Below are 14522 nucleotides of genomic sequence, written 5' to 3' on the forward strand. Positions count from 1 at the left end.
AAAAGCCCTGGTGGGGGAGTTTGAGGGGGCAAAGCCCCCTCAAGACCACTTGCGTCATCCCGCCGACCCACTCACCCGGATGCGCGGATTGAGCACCGCGTAAAGGATATCGGCCACCAGGTTCGCCAGCGCGTAGATCGTGGTGATCACGATCATCCCGCCCATCATCAGCGGGATGTCCTGGTTGTCGATCGCGTAGATCAGCATCCGGCCCAGCCCCGGATAGGCGAAGACGCTCTCCACCACCACGATGCCGCCGATCAGGATGCCGATATCGACGGCCAGGATGGTGATGGCCGGCAGCAGCGCGTTGGGCAGCGCGTGCCGGCGCAGGACGATGCGCTCCGGCAGGCCCTTGGCGCGGGCGGCCAGCACATAGCGGCTCTCGATCGCCTCCAGCATGGAGGAGCGCACGAGGCGCGAGATATGCGCGATCAGCCCCAGCACCAGCGTCGCCACGGGCAGGATCAGGTGCCGCGCCCAGCCCAGGATTCCGGCCTCGGAGATGGGCGAGTAGCCCGTCGCCGGCAGCCAGCCGAGCCAGACGGCGAAGAAGAGGATCACGAGGATGCACCAGAAGAATTCGGGGACGGCGATGAAGAAGTACTGCATCAGCGTCAGTCCGCGATCCGACCAGGTGCCGACATGCGTCGCCGAATGAATGCCGAGCGCGATGCCGATGATCGCCACCAGTACGATGCTGATCCCGGCCAGGATCGCGGATTTCCCCAGCGATTCCAGGATCAGCGGCGCCGCCGGGCGGTCCATGGTCAGCGACATGCCGAAATCGCCGCGCAGCAGGCCGGTGAACCAGGTCCAGTACTGGACGTAGAGCGGCTGGTTCAGCCCGAGCCGCTCCTCCAGCGCCGCGATGGCGGCGTCGGTCGCGAACTCGCCGAGGATCATGTGCGCCACGCTGCCGGGCAGGATGTGCACGATGGCGAAGACAAGCACCGTCATCGCCCAGAGCACGAAGACGACGGACGCGAAACGCCGAAGAAGGAAGCCGGTCATCAGGACCCGATATAGCCGGTCCTGAGATCGAACCAGCGCATCGGATGCGTCTGCACGTCCTTCACCGCGCTGCGATAGGCGCAGGCGAACTTCTGGGCATAGGCGATGTAGCCCGGCGGGTTGTCCACCATGGCGCGCTGCATGGCGACGTAGTGCGTCTTCTGCACGGCAGGGTCGCCGGTGAGCCGCGCCGCCTCCAGCGCCGCATCGACCTTCGGCTCGCTGTAGACCCAGAGCCGCGAGTTCTGGCTGCCGCGCGAGTGCAGGAAGGGGAAGGTGGAGGTGTCGATGGTGGGCCGCGCGAAGTAGCCGTCGATGTAGATCGGCATCTTGCCCGCCACCTCGGCCGAGTAGCGGCCGAAGGGGACGCGCTGGATCTCGAACTCGAAGCCTGCCGGCCGCGCCATCTGCTGCAGCGTGACGCCGAGCCGCTCGCGCACCGGCCGGCCCACGGGGATCACCAGCGGCACGCGGATCGGGTTGGTGTGGCCGGCCTCGCGCAGCAGGCGCCGCGCTCCGGCGACGTCGGCCCGCGCCGGGAAGGGGATGTCGCTGGCGAAGAAGGGATGGTTCGGGGCGATGGGGCTGTGCGTCGGCTGGCCCTCGCCGAAGAGCACCACCTCGGCCACGTCGGCCTTCGGCACCGCGAGGTGCAGCGCGCGGCGCACGCGCACGTCGTTGAAGGGCGCCATGCTGTTGTTCATGATGGCGCCGTCCCAGGACGCCGTCGCGACGCTCTCCACGCGCACGTTGCGCACCTCGCGCAGCGCGCGGATGTTCTCCGGCCCCAGGTCCCACACCACGTCGAGGTCGCCGGCCTGCAGCGCCGCGAGCCGCACCGACATCTCGGGCAGGATGCGCATCTCCACGCCGTCGAACTTCGGGCCGGCCTCCCAGTAGTTCGGGTTGCGCGCGTAGATCGCGCGGTCGCCCGGCGTGTAGCTGCGGAAGACGAAGGGGCCGGTGCCGATCGGCGCGGTGGCGAGCTCGTCGAGCTTGTCGGCGGGAACGATCTTCACCTGGCGGTCGGAGAGGATGTCGGCGAAGCCGCCATAGGCATAGGAGAGCCGGAAGATCACCGTATGGGGATCCGGCGCCTCCATCTTCTCGATCATGTCGTAGTTGCTGCGGCTCGCCGCGCCCGTGGCAGGGTCGAGGATGCGCTGGTAGGTCTTGATGACGTCGTCCGCCACCATCTCGCGGCCGTGGTGGAACTTCACGCCGCGGCGCAGCTTGAAGGTCCAGGTCTTCAGATCGTCGGCGTAGGTCCAGGATTCCGCCAGCTCCGGCTCGACCGACTGGTCCTCCTTCATGCGCGTCAGCCCGTTGAAGACGAAGACGGAGTGCATGAACTCCTCGCCGATCGTCGTCTTGGCGGGATCCAGGTTCCGCAGGTTGGAGCTCATGGCGATGCGCAGCACGCCGCCGCCCGCCTGGGAGGCACCGGGTCGGGACAGCGCGACGGACCCGACGAAAGCGGGCAGGGCGAGGGCGGAGCGGCGGGACAGCGTCATGGCGGTTCTCCGTGGATTCAGATCACACAAGCTTCAGATCACCCAGGCTTCAGATCACACCGGGGGCGGCGTCGGGATCGACGGCACGGATGACGAAGGTTTCGACCTCGGGCGAATAGGCGTCCCACAGCGTGCGCATGGCCGAGATGGCCTCGGGCGCGAGGTCCACGCGCAGGTCGACCAGCGGGAAGACCTCGCGCTCCATCACGAGCAGGGCCGCGGAAATCACGGGGCGGCCCTCGCCGCCCGCGGCCTCGCCGGCCTCCATGGCGCGCACCAGGCGCTCGGCCAGGGGCTCGCTCTCGCTCTCGACGAAGGCGGCGGCCATGGCGGCCGGCACGCGGTCGTTGGCGAGGATGTTGCCGAGCGCCACGCAGTCCTTCACATGCACCGCGTTCAGCGCCGGCTTGACCGCGGCGCCGTGGAAATGCGCGGTGCGGCCCTCCGCGTCGATGCAGGCGAGCTGCCGCCACTTGTGGTGCGGCGTGCTCGCGACCAGCGCAGCCAGCGTCTCCTCGGCCGAGCAGCCGCTCGCCAGCAGTTCGAGGCCGCGTGGCCCGAGGCGCGGATCCGTGCGGTGCTGCGTCAGCACGCCGCCGACACGCGGCGCCACATGCGGCACGCGCGAGCCCACCGCGAGGCTGGAGGTGGTCACGGCCGCGCCGAACTGGCCCGTGCGGGCGCAACGGCCGAGAAGCGAATAGGTCATGGGCGCAAGTAACTCCGCGTCGGGTTCATGTCAGGGGGGCCGGGGCCGGGTTGTCCAGCGAAATCAGCCGCGATTGCCCGGCCGGGAGGCAGGCTGCCCATTCCGTCAGCCGCAGCCGAAGGGCGCGCATCGCCGGACTCAGCATGAGGACCCTCCCGGCCGGCAGGGTGACGCGCCTGACGGCCCGGGTCTAGGCTCCGCGCCCCCCGGAGGACAGCCATGACCGACATCACCCACTACGCCGCCCAGATGGAGAGGGAGCTTCCCTCCATCCTCGCCATGGCCGAGCGGAGCGTGAACATCGAGAGCGGGTCCTACATGGCCGACGGCGTGAACGGGGTCATCGACGTCTGGGCCGGCATGCTCGCGGGCCTCGGCTTCGCGGTGGAGCGCAGGCCCCTGCCCGGCTTCGGCGACCAGATGACCGCCCGGCTCCAGCTCGGCGGCAACGGGCCGCGCCTGCTCATCCTCGGCCATGCCGACACCGTCTGGCCCGCCGGCATCGTGGCGGAATGGCCCTTCGCCCGAATCGGCGACCGGATCACCGGCCCGGGCGTGGGGGACATGAAGACCAACGTCGTCATGGCGATGCATGCGCTGAAGTTCCTGCTCGCCGAGAAGGCGCTGGGCGGGCTGGCCTCGGTCACCTTCTGCGTGGTGCCCGACGAGGAGATCGGCAGCCCCGGCAGCCGGGAATGGCTCGAATCCGTCTCGCGGGAGGCCGATCTCTGCCTGACGCTGGAGCCTTGCCGTCCCGGCGGCGGCATCTGCATCGGCCGCGGCGCGATCGGCGCGGTCTACCTGACGGCCACCGGCGTCACCGCCCATGTCGGCGCCAACCGCGAGAACGGGGCCAGCGCCATCGCCGCCCTGGCGGCGATGGTCGGGCCGCTGGAGGCGCTGGGCGACCCGGCCAACGGCCTCGGCTGCTCCATCGGCATCTTCCGGGGCGGCGAGGCGCGGCAGGTGGTCTCCGGCCATGCCGAGATGCATGTGGATCTCCGCGCGCCGGACGACGAATCCGCGGACAGGCTGCTGGCGCAGGTGCGCGCCCTGGCCACGCAGCCGCCGGCCGATCCGCGCGTCTCCATCGCCTTCCGCGGCGGCTTCACCCGCCCGGCCATGCCGACGCTGCCGGGCACGCTGTCGCTCTACGGCCTCGCGGAGGGCTTCAGCGGGGAGCTGGGCATCCCGGTCTTCTCGGTCGTCTCGCGCGGCGGGTCGGACGGCAGCTTCGCGGCACGGCTGGGGGTGCCGACGCTGGACGGGCTCGGGCCGGTGACGCACGACACCTGCAGCCGGCGCGAGCAGGTGGAGGTGCCCTCCATCGTCACGCGCGGCGCGGTGCTGGCGGGGCTGATGGCCGCGGCGGCCGAGGGGCGCGTGCAGGCCTGAGGGCAGCCGCGCGACAGACACGACACGAATCGCGCCTCGGCGCGAACCGGCCGCGACCCTGACGCGACACTCTCCGGCCAACGCCGGAGACGACCGCTATGCGCCGCCTTGCCCTGACCGCCATCCTGCTGCTCTCGGCCCTGCCCGCCCTGGCCTCGGCGCGGAGCCCCGAGCGGGGCCAGGCCCAGGCGGCCGCCGCCTGCGGCGAGGCCTGCCGCGCGCCGGCCGGCCGCGTCGCCGCCCCCGCCGCCCCTCCGGCCCGTCCCCAGCCGGCGGCGGCCGGCCTGAGCACCCCCGTCTCCGCCCTGCGCCCCGCCCCGGCGGGCTTCATCGTGCCCCAGGCCGGCTACGGCGTGATCTTCGCCGCCCGCAGGCCGGGCTCCGGCTACGGCATGGTCGTCGCCGAGACCGATCGCCTCGCCGCCTTCCGCATCGCCGAGCTCCGCTGCTCCCGGGGCGGCCCCGGCTGCCGCCTGATCGCGGAGTTCTCCGCCACCTGCGGCGCCGTGGCCCATGGGGTGCGTCGCGCTCCGGCCGATCCCGGCCTGGCGGTCACCTCGATCCACGGCGGCGCCGGGGACGATCGCGCGGATGCGGAGGCCGACGCCCTGGCCGAATGCCGGTCCAGGGACCCTGGCGCGAGCTGCCGGATCGTCGCCGCCCAATGCGGCAATCGCAACGGCTAGGACGGGGAAAGACGCCATGCGGATCCTCGAGCGCCGCGACCCCGATGTCCTGCTGGACAACGGCCTGCCCGACACTTCGGAGGCCGCGGCCAATCTCCAGTGCACCGCGATCCTCGGCCTGCTGGTGGCGCTTCCCTCGGCGGCCTGGATGCAGCACGTCTATTCCTGCATCCTCAGCGGCAGCTGGGGCTTCCTGGTCGGCGGCACGCTGTTCCTCCCCGCGGGGCTCGTCCACGGTGTCGGCTGCTGGCTGGGATTCTGGGGCTGAGATTCTGGGGCTGAGGCGCCCGCCGCCGAATTGACGCCACCCCCTCGGGCTCCCACTGTGCCGGCTCGCATTCGACCAGCAGGGGTTGGCATCTTGTCCGCAGCATCCCACGATCCGTTCAGCCCTCCGCCCGGCTATCGCCTGCGCCTGCCCGGCCCGACGGAGGTGCCGGAGGCGGTCCGCGCCGCGCTCGCGCGCCCGATGATCAACCATCGCGGGCCGGAGTTCCGGGCCATGCTGGCCGACACGGAGGCGCTGATCCGGCCCGTGCTGGGCACGCAGAATCCCGTGATCTTCCTCGCCGGCTCGGGCACCGCGGCCATGGAGGCGGCGCTCGCCAATATCCTCGCCCCCGGCGAGCGGGTGCTGGTCGCCTCGCACGGCCAGTTCGGCGAGCGCTTCGCGGACATCGCCCGCAGCCTCGGCGCCGCGGTCGACATGGTGGAATTCCCCTGGGGCGAGGCGCCGGACCCGGCCGTGGTCGGCGCGAAGCTGGCCGAGGCGGATTACGGCGCCCTGCTGGTCACGCACAACGAGAGCTCGACCGGCGCCGTCGCCGATCTCGCCGGCCTCGGGAAGCTGACCCAGGGCACGCGCACGCTGCTCGTCACCGATTCCGTGAGCGGCCTCGCCGGGCTCGAGATGCGGCAGGACGAATGGGGCGTGGACGTGGTCGTCTCCGCCTCGCAGAAGGCGCTGATGTGCCCGCCGGGCCTCGGCCTCGTGAGCCTCAGCGAGCGCGCCCGCGCGCGCGTCATGCGCAACGAGGCGATGCCGCGCTTCTTCTTCGACCTGCGCAAGGCGCTGGCCAATGCCGAGAAGCACGAGACGCCCTTCACGCCGAACGTCTCGCACGTGGCCGGCCTGCACGTGGCGCTGAAGATGATCGAGGCGGAGACGCTGCCGAAGGTCCTCGCGCGCCACCGCCGCCTCGCCGACGCGCTGCGCGCCGGCGGCGCGGCCATGGGCCTCGCCGAGTTCACCCGCGCGCCGCACCGCTCGTCGACCGTCGTGGTCTTCGAGGTGCCGGCGGGGCTGCAGGGCGGCGACATCGTGCGGCTGATGTACCAGCGCCACGCCTGCGTCATCGCCGGCGCGCGCAACCGGCTGCAGGGCCGGGTGATCCGCATCGGCGTGATGGGCGGGCACAACGAAGGCACCATCTTCACCGACCTGCTGCAGCTCGAATCCGTGCTGCGCGAGCTGGGCCATCCGGTCGCGCCCGGCGCGGGCGTGGCAGCCGCTGCCGCCTTCCTGGGCAAGGTGCTGCCGGAGATGGCGCGGGCGGCGGAATAGCGCCGCAGGAAGGTGGATATAAGGAGTTCACGCCGGGCCGGGCGTCGCCGATCCTGCGGCGTCACCACCATCGGGATTCCATGATGCGGCGCCGCAACCTCCCTGCCCTCGGCCTTGCGCTCGCCGCGGGCTCCGCCTCCGCCCAGGAGGTGGTCGGCCGTCCGATCCGCCTGGTCGTGCCCTTCGCGCAGGGCGGCACGACCGACCTGCTCGGCCGCCTCATCGCCGAGCGCTCGCAGGCCGAGTTCGGCCAGCCCATGGTGGTGGACATCCGTCCGGGCGCCTCGGGCACGATCGGCTCGGCGCAGGTGGCGCGCGCCACGCCGGACGGCACCACGCTGCTGATGGGCGCGCCGCCGACCCATGCGACGGCCAAGGCACTCTACCCCAACCTGCCCTACGATCCCGTGCGCGACTTCGCGCCCGTGGCGCTGATCGCGACGGTGCCCAACCTCGTCGCCGTGAACAACGCGGTACCGGTGCGCAGCATCCCGGAGCTGATCGCCTGGTCGAGGGCCCATCCCGGCACGATCAACTACGGCTCCGCCGGCAATGGCGCGACCACGCATCTCTCCGGCGAGCTGCTGAAGCTCATGACCGGGGCCGAGATCACCCACATCCCCTATCGCGGCAGCGGCGCGGCGCTGATCGACCTGCTGGGCGGGCAGATCCAGCTGATGTTCGAGAACCTGCCGACGATCATCGACCATGTGCGCGAGGGGCGGCTGCGCGGCCTGGCCGTGACCTCGCCGCAGCGCAGCCCCTCCGCGCCGGACCTGCCCACCGTGGCCGAGACCGTGCCCGGCTACGAGGCGCGCTCCTGGTTCGGCATCTTCGCGCCCGCCGGCACGCCGGCGCCGTTGGTGCTGCGGCTGCACCAGGGCATCCGCCGCATCATGGAGCAGCCCGCCGTGCGCGCCCGCTTCACCGAGCTCGGCGCCGAGCGCGCCGAAGGCCCGCCGGAGGAGCTTGCGGAGCTGGTCCGCGCCGAATCCGAGCGCTGGGGCCGCGTCATCCGCGACGCCCATGTCACCATCCAGTAGGATATCCCCTTGCCCTTGCCCTCGCTCTCCCTCGGCCCCCTTTCGCTTGGCATCGACATCGGCGGCACCTTCACCGACCTCGTCCTCCACGATCCCGCGCATATCCGCTCCGGCAGCCTGAAGGTGCTGACGACCCATGCCGACCCGGTGCTCGGCATCCTGGAGGGGACCAGGCGGCTGCTTGCCGAAACCGGGGCGGAGGCGGACGAGATCGGCCGCGTGGTGCATGCGACGACGCTCTTCACCAATGCGCTGATCGAGCGGAAGGGGGCGCGCACGGCGCTGCTCACCACCGAGGGCTTTTCCGATATTCTGCAGATCGGCCGCGAGCGGCGCTACGAGCTCTACGACCTGCAGCTGACGCCGCCCGCGCCGCTCGTGCCGGCCGAGCTGCGGCTGGAGGTGCCGGAACGCGTGAAGGCCGATGGCACGGTGCTGCGCGCCCTCGACATGGACGCTCTGGACGCCGCCGCGCAGCGGGCGATCGACGGCGGCGCGGAATCCGTCGCCATCCTCTTCCTGCACAGCGACCTGCATCCGGCGCATGAGCGCGCGGCCGCGCAGCGCCTCGCCGAAAAATTCCCGCAGCTGAATGTCACGGCCTCGCACGCCATCGTGCGCGAGGTGCGCGAGTACGAGCGCGGCTCCACCGCCACCGCGAACGCCTATGTGGCGCCGCTGGCCGGCCGCTACCTCGCGCGGCTCTCCGGCGAGCTGGCCGGCCTCGGCATCGCCGCGCCGCTCCTGCTGATGCTCTCCAACGGCGGGCTGACCCATGTGGAGGAGGCGCAGCGCGCGCCCGTGCAACTGCTGGAATCCGGTCCGGCCGCGGGCGCGCTGGCCGCGGCGCACCTCGCCGGTCCCTCCGAACCGCGAATCCTCGCCTTCGACATGGGCGGCACCACGGCCAAGCTCTCCGTCGTGGAGCATGGCGAGCCCGAGATCGTCTTCGGCTTCGAGGCTGCGCGCCAGGCGCGCTTCATCGAGGGCAGCGGGCTGCCCATCCGCATCTCCGCCGTGGACCTCATGGAGATCGGCGCCGGCGGCGGCTCCATCGCCCGGCGGGATGCGATCGGCCTGCTGAAGGTCGGCCCGGATTCCGCGGGCTCCGAGCCCGGCCCGGCCTGCTACGGCCGCGGCGGCGCGGCCCCCACGGTGACGGATGCGAACCTGCTGCTCGGCTATCTCGACCCGACGCGCTTCGCCGGCGGCAGCCTGCCGCTCGACCGCGCCGCCGCCGAGGCCGCCATGGACGCGCTGGCGGCCGGACTCGGCATCACGCGCGAGGCCGCCGCCTGGGGCATCCACGACGTGGTGACCGAGGCCATGGCCGGCGCCGCCCGCACGCATCTGGCCGAGCGCGGCCGCGACGCCTCGGGCTTCACGCTGGTCTGCACCGGCGGCGGCGGGCCGGTGCATGGCTACCACCTCGCGCGCAAGCTCGGCATCCGGCGCATGGTGATCCCGCCCGAGGCCGGCGTGGCCTCGGCCTTCGGCCTGCTCACCGCGCCGCCCCGCGTGGATCGCGTGGCGACGCTCGGCCGGCGCCTGCTGGCCTGGAGCGCGGTCGAACTGGAAGCGGCCTTCGCCGCGCTGGAGGCCGACGCGCAGGCGGTGCTGGAGCGCGGCGGCTTCGCCGAGGGCGCGTCCTCGGAGCGCATCGTGGACGCCCGCTGCGTCGGCCAGGGCGCGCATATGCCCGTGGTCCTGCCGCCCGGCCCCTTCCCCGCCGATGATGCCGCGCTGCATCACCTGATCGCGGCGGCTTTCGAGGCCGCCTATCTGGAGCGATTCCGGCGCCCGCCGCCGAAGGTGCCGGTCGACCTCGTGCACGCCCGCGTGGTGCTGCGCGGGGCCAAGGCCGCGACGGAGCTCGCCGCGGCGCGCTTCGGCGAAACGGCCGGCACGGGGGAGCGCGAAATCCTCGCCGACGGCGTGACCGGCATGGCCAGGATCTATGCGCGCGACGGGCTGCGGCCCGGCTTCTCCGCCTCCGGCCCCGCTTTGGTGGAGGAGGCGGGCTCCACGCTGGTCGTCGGGCCGAAAGGGCGCTTCAGCGTGCTGGACTCGGGAAACATCCTGGTGGAGATCGCCTGAATGCCCCTCGACCCCGTCAAGCTGGAGCTGGTCTGGACGCGGCTCATCTCCGCCGTGGACGAGGCGGCCAAGGCCATCGTCCGCACCTCCTTCTCCACCCTCTCCAACGAGGCGAACGACTTCGCCTGCGTGCTGACCGACGCCGAGGGCCGCTCGCTCGCGCAGAACACCGGCTCCATCCCGAGCTTCATCGGCACGCTGCCCGCCACGGTCCGCGCCGTCTGCGCCCGCGTGCCGATGGACGAGATGAAGGCCGGCGACATCTACATCACCAACAATCCCTGGATCGGCACCGGCCACCTCAACGACGTCTGCCTCGTGCGCCCGGTCTTCCACGGCGGGCGGATCGTGGCCTTCGGCGCCACCACCAGCCACGTCCCCGACATCGGCGGCCGCATCCGCAGCACCGAGGCGCGCGAGCTCTTCGAGGAGGGCTTCCATATCCCGCCCATGCGCCTGCTGCGCGACGGCGCGGCGGATGCGACGCTCATCACCCTGCTGCGCACCAACATCCGCACGCCCGACCAGACCGAGGGCGACATCTGGGCCCAGGCGGCGGCCGTCACCCTCATCGGCGACCGCGTGGTGGCGACGCTGGAGGATCACGGCCTCGCCGACCTCGCGGAGGTCGCCGACGAAATCTTCACCCGCTCCGAGATCGCCATGCGGGAGCGCCTGCGCAGCATTCCCGACGGCACCTATCGCTATGGCTTCGAGACGGATGGGCTGGAAAAGCCCTTCCGCCTCCAGGTGGAGATCACCGCGAAGGACGGCGACATCCTGGTGGATTTCGCCGGCAGCAGCCCGCAGCAGCCGCGCTCGGTGAACTGCCCCTTCACCTATACGCGCGCCATGAGCTGGTTCGTGCTCAAGGCCATGCTGCTGCCCGAGCTCCCCGCCAATGACGGCATCTTCCGGCCGATCCGCATCGCGGCGCCCGAGGGCTCCATCGTGAACCCGAAGGAGCCGGCCTCCGTCGGCGGCCGCGCCGCGACCGGCCATTATGTTCCGGTGCTGATCTTCGGCGCGCTGGCCGAGGCGCTGCCGGAAAAGGTCCGCGCCGCGCCCGGCAGCCCGCTCTGGATGATGAGCATCGCCGGCCGCGACGCCGCCGACCAGCCCTTCGCCAGCACGCTCTTCTTCAACGGCGGCACCGGCGCCGGCGCGGCGCAGGACGGCGTGGACAGCATCTCCTGGCCCTCCAACATCTCGGCCACGCCGGTCGAGGTCGCCGAGCGCACCGCCCCCGTGCTCATCCACCGCAAGGTCTCGCGGCCGGGCTCGGGCGGCGCGGGCCGGCATGCCGGCGGGCGCGGCCACGAGACGGAGGTGGAGAGCGAGGTGGACAACATGGCCGCCGTCTTCGTCACCGAGCGCATGAAGTTTCCGGCCCCCGGCCTCTTCGGCGGCGGGGCGGGCGCCCTGGGCGAGGTGCTGATCGACGGCCAGCCTGCCGATACCCGTCAGCAGCAGGTGCTGAACCGCGGCACGCGCGTCATCCTGCGCACGCCGGGCGGCGGGGGCTACGGCAGGCCCGGATGAGCCCATCGCCCTTCCCGCGCCGGGAAGCGGCGGCTCTCCTTGGCCTCCTCACGGTGGTCCTGCTGAACACCGCCGGCGCGGGCTTCCTCGCCGACCTCTCGAGCGCGTGGAAGCTGGCGGTGCTCTTCCTCTGGCTCTTCCCGCTGATGCTGTGGTGCGCCGTCGGCGTGGTGCGCCATGCCGACTGCCTCGCGCATCTGCTCGGCGAGCCCTACGGCACGCTCATCCTGACGCTGTCGGCCGTGACCATGGAGGTGGCGCTGATCGCCTCGGCCATGCTGACCGGCGATGCCGATCCGCTGCTGGCGCGCGACACCATGCTCGCGGTGCTCATGATCGTGCTGAACGGGCTGATCGGCCTGTCGCTGGTCATCGGCGCGGTCCGGCACGGCGAGCAGGAGTTCAACATCTCCGGCGCCTCGGCCTATCTGTCCGTCATCGCCACGCTCTCCGTGCTGACGCTGATGCTGCCGGCCTTCACCACCTCCACCGAAGAGGGCACCTACACGCCGCACCAGGCGCTGTTCTTCTCGATCTCCGCGCTGGCGCTCTACGGCGTCTTCCTCATGGTGCAGACGCACCGGCACCGCGGCTTCTTCCAGGAGCCGGCGCATCGGGGCAGCTCGGGGCACACGCCGCAGACGCGCTCCGTCGCGCATCACGCGATGATGCTGCTGATGACCCTGCTGCCCGTGGTGCTGCTGGCCGAGACGCTCTCGATCGTGATCGAGGACGGCGCGCGGCGGCTGCACCTGCCCGTGGCCTTCGGCGGCGTGCTGATCGCGATGCTGGTGCTGACGGCGGAGGGCATCAGCGCCATCGCCGCGGCCCGCTCGGACCGCCTTCAGCGGTCGGTGAACATCTCGCTGGGCTCGGCGCTCTCCACCATCGGGCTGACGGTGCCGGCGGTGATGCTGATCAGCGTGGTGACGGGCCAGCAGGTGGTCCTCGGCCTCGCGCCGGAATTCATGGCGCTGCTGATCCTGACGCTCTTCGTGAACCTGCTGACCTTCGGCACCGGGCGGACCAACGTCCTGCTGGGGGCGGTGCACCTGATCCTGTTCGGGGCCTATGTGACGCTGTTGTTCGAGCCGTAGGCCACCCTCATAATCTTTATGCCACAACATATTTGCAAAATTGTGCAATATTATTGTATTTAATCCGACCATTACTCTGCGAGAGAATGGAGGTCGGCATGAAGTGCGCAACTCTCCCGTTTTTCCTGGTTCTAGCCGCATGCGCAGGGCAAGTTCCTCTGCCCCAGAGTTCCGTCGCGTCGACCTCTGCGGTGCAGATCGCAGCAACACAAGTCTCATCGGTGCGTCCGCCAGACGCTCGGCCTAATCTTTCGCGCGAATGGTTTGTTTCCGATTCCGAATATCGCTGGCCAGAGGATTTTGGCTTCAGCCCGAACGTTGGGACTTATATCGTCTTGCCGCCGGGCGTTCTTCTTGATCGCTTCGGGCGCGAGAGCGGGAATTTCTTCAGCCCCAGGGGCGCGGGCTATCGGAACCGCGCCTTGCCTTATGTCTGCGCAAGCCAGCCCTACCGCGTCTATCGCGTGGCCCTTCCCCTGCCGGCACGCATCGGACCCGCGGCACCCTGGTTCGACGAGCCGGGCGGCGCGACCCAGTTCAGAACGGACGCGCCCGCCGAACAGCTCGTGCAGGACGGCATCCTGGTCCAGATTCATGCTCCGCGGCTGCGCTGTCCCAGCTGACTGCGGATTGCCGGCCGTCACTCCGTCCGGATCAGCCGCACCCGCCGGCCCGCCACGCCGAGCGCGAGCTGCCCCGTCTTCAGCGCCAGCGCGTCGGCGCCGAACACCTCGCGCCGCCAGCCGGAGAGCGCGCGGATGTCCGGCTCGCTCTCGCTCGCCAGCCGCTCCAGGTCCTCGGTGTCCGCCAGGAGCTTGGGCGCGACGTTGTGCGCCTCCGCGCTCGCCGCCAGCAGCACCTTCAGCAGCGCCACCAGCGCCGGCGAGGCGCCCGCGCCCTTGCGTGCCTCCAGCGGCAGGGGGAGCGCCTCCTCGGGCAGCTTCTTCGCCTCGGCGATCGCCGCCAGCAGGGAGGCGCCGGACTTGCCCCTCGCGAAGCCCTCGGAGACGCCGCGGACGCGCGCGAGCTGCTCCGCCGTCTCCGGCGCCATCGCGGCCACCTCGGCGAGGGATTCGTCCTTCACCAGCCGGCCGCGGGGAATGTTGATCCGCTGCGCCTCGGCCTCGCGCCAGGCGGCCGCGGCGCGCAGCACGGCCAGGAAGCGCCGGTTGGCCGACTTGGGCTTCAGCCGCTCCCAGGCCTCCTCGGGCTCGGTGATGTAGGTCGACGGCTCGAGCAGCGCGTCCATCTCCTGCGCCACCCAGTCGAGCCGGCCTTCCTTCATCAGCTTCTCGCGCAGGCTGACATAGACGCGGCGCAGGTGGGTCACGTCGCCGGCGGCATAGGCGATCTGCGAGGCCGAGAGCGGCCGCACCGACCAGTCGCTGAAGCGGTGCGCCTTGTCGATCGAGGTGCCGGCGAGCGCACGGACCAGGCTGTCGTAGCTCGCCTGGTCGCCGAAGCCGGCCACCATGGCCGCCACCTGGGTGTCGAAGAGCGGAGTCGGAACGGCGCCGAACTTCAGGAGGAAGATCTCCACGTCCTGACGGGCGGCATGAAACACCTTCACGACCGCCGGATCGGCCAGCAGGTCGCCAAGCGGGGCGAGATCCAGCCCCTCGGCCTGGGCGTCCACCACCGCCACGTCCTGGGAGCCGGCGAGCTGCACGACGCAGAGCTCCGGCCAGTAGGTGCGCTCGCGCATGAACTCGGTGTCGACGGTGACGAAGGGCTCGGTGCGCAGGCGCTCGCAAAGCTCCGCCAGCTCGGCGGATTGCGTGATCAGGCGTGGGGTCGGGTCTTGCATGCGGGCCATGGCTTTGCTTTGCGGCCGGAACGGCCGGCATGCAAGGGCACGGGT

The 14522-nt window shown here is 71.3% G+C and carries 13 protein-coding genes; 9 read left to right on the forward strand and 4 right to left on the reverse strand.

Annotation, left to right across the window (positions count from 1 at the left end; genetic code table 11):
* Nucleotides 1-54: 54 nt before the first annotated feature.
* The 3 genes from AC1ROY_RS07705 to AC1ROY_RS07715 are packed head-to-tail and all read right to left on the reverse strand — an operon-like array spanning nucleotide 55 to nucleotide 3237.
* The gene (locus tag AC1ROY_RS07705) at nucleotides 55-1014 is read right to left on the reverse strand and encodes an ABC transporter permease (protein ID WP_493148111.1); all 960 of its coding nucleotides are present in this window, start codon (nucleotides 1012-1014) and stop codon (nucleotides 55-57) included.
* Entirely contained in the window at nucleotides 1014-2528 is a 1515-nt protein-coding gene (locus AC1ROY_RS07710; protein ID WP_493148112.1) for an ABC transporter substrate-binding protein, read from the reverse strand. Before AC1ROY_RS07710 ends, AC1ROY_RS07705 begins: the two co-directional genes overlap by 1 nt.
* Before the next feature lie 49 nt (nucleotides 2529-2577).
* Nucleotides 2578-3237, reverse strand: coding sequence for a DUF1028 domain-containing protein (locus AC1ROY_RS07715; protein ID WP_493148113.1), 660 nt, complete (start codon nucleotides 3235-3237; stop codon nucleotides 2578-2580).
* 219 nt (nucleotides 3238-3456) lie between these two features.
* On the opposite strand from AC1ROY_RS07715, the gene AC1ROY_RS07720 reads away from it, so the two are divergent.
* The 9 genes from AC1ROY_RS07720 (at nucleotide 3457) to AC1ROY_RS07760 (ending at nucleotide 13284) form a co-directional block, all read left to right on the forward strand.
* The gene (locus AC1ROY_RS07720; protein WP_493148115.1) at nucleotides 3457-4632 is read left to right on the forward strand and encodes a M20/M25/M40 family metallo-hydrolase; all 1176 of its coding nucleotides are present in this window, start codon (nucleotides 3457-3459) and stop codon (nucleotides 4630-4632) included.
* A gap of 98 nt (nucleotides 4633-4730) precedes the next feature.
* A complete protein-coding gene (locus tag AC1ROY_RS07725; RefSeq protein ID WP_493148117.1) occupies nucleotides 4731-5318 on the forward strand; it encodes a DUF4189 domain-containing protein in 588 nt (195 codons plus the stop codon).
* 16 nt (nucleotides 5319-5334) lie between these two features.
* Nucleotides 5335-5586: a hypothetical protein gene (locus tag AC1ROY_RS07730; protein ID WP_493148118.1), complete on the forward strand. Its 252-nt coding sequence runs from the start codon at nucleotides 5335-5337 to the stop codon at nucleotides 5584-5586.
* Between the two features lie 93 nt (nucleotides 5587-5679).
* Entirely contained in the window at nucleotides 5680-6882 is a 1203-nt protein-coding gene (locus AC1ROY_RS07735) for a pyridoxal-phosphate-dependent aminotransferase family protein (protein ID WP_493148120.1), read from the forward strand.
* 80 nt (nucleotides 6883-6962) lie between these two features.
* Nucleotides 6963-7925: a Bug family tripartite tricarboxylate transporter substrate binding protein gene (locus tag AC1ROY_RS07740; protein WP_493148122.1), complete on the forward strand. Its 963-nt coding sequence runs from the start codon at nucleotides 6963-6965 to the stop codon at nucleotides 7923-7925.
* Nucleotides 7926-7934: 9 nt separating this feature from the next.
* Complete coding sequence (locus tag AC1ROY_RS07745) at nucleotides 7935-10022, forward strand: hydantoinase/oxoprolinase family protein (RefSeq protein WP_493148124.1); 2088 nt, start codon at nucleotides 7935-7937, stop codon at nucleotides 10020-10022.
* Nucleotides 10023-11564 (forward strand): hydantoinase B/oxoprolinase family protein, encoded by a 1542-nt coding sequence (locus AC1ROY_RS07750; protein ID WP_493148126.1) that lies wholly within the window; start codon nucleotides 10023-10025, stop codon nucleotides 11562-11564. It begins immediately after the preceding gene.
* Nucleotides 11561-12661 (forward strand): calcium:cation antiporter, encoded by a 1101-nt coding sequence (locus tag AC1ROY_RS07755; RefSeq protein ID WP_493148128.1) that lies wholly within the window; start codon nucleotides 11561-11563, stop codon nucleotides 12659-12661. The genes AC1ROY_RS07750 and AC1ROY_RS07755 overlap by 4 nt, the downstream gene beginning before the upstream one ends.
* A 191-nt stretch (nucleotides 12662-12852) precedes the next feature.
* The gene (locus tag AC1ROY_RS07760; protein WP_493148130.1) at nucleotides 12853-13284 is read left to right on the forward strand and encodes a TNT domain-containing protein; all 432 of its coding nucleotides are present in this window, start codon (nucleotides 12853-12855) and stop codon (nucleotides 13282-13284) included.
* Nucleotides 13285-13301: 17 nt separating this feature from the next.
* Here the strand turns inward: AC1ROY_RS07760 and rnd are convergent, their stop codons facing one another.
* On the reverse strand, nucleotides 13302-14477 hold the full coding sequence (rnd, locus tag AC1ROY_RS07765) for a ribonuclease D (protein WP_493148132.1): 1176 nt from the start codon (nucleotides 14475-14477) through the stop codon (nucleotides 13302-13304).
* Between the last annotated feature and the right edge of the window lie 45 nt (nucleotides 14478-14522).

Source organism: Roseococcus sp. GW821-FHT12F05 (assembly GCF_058806835.1).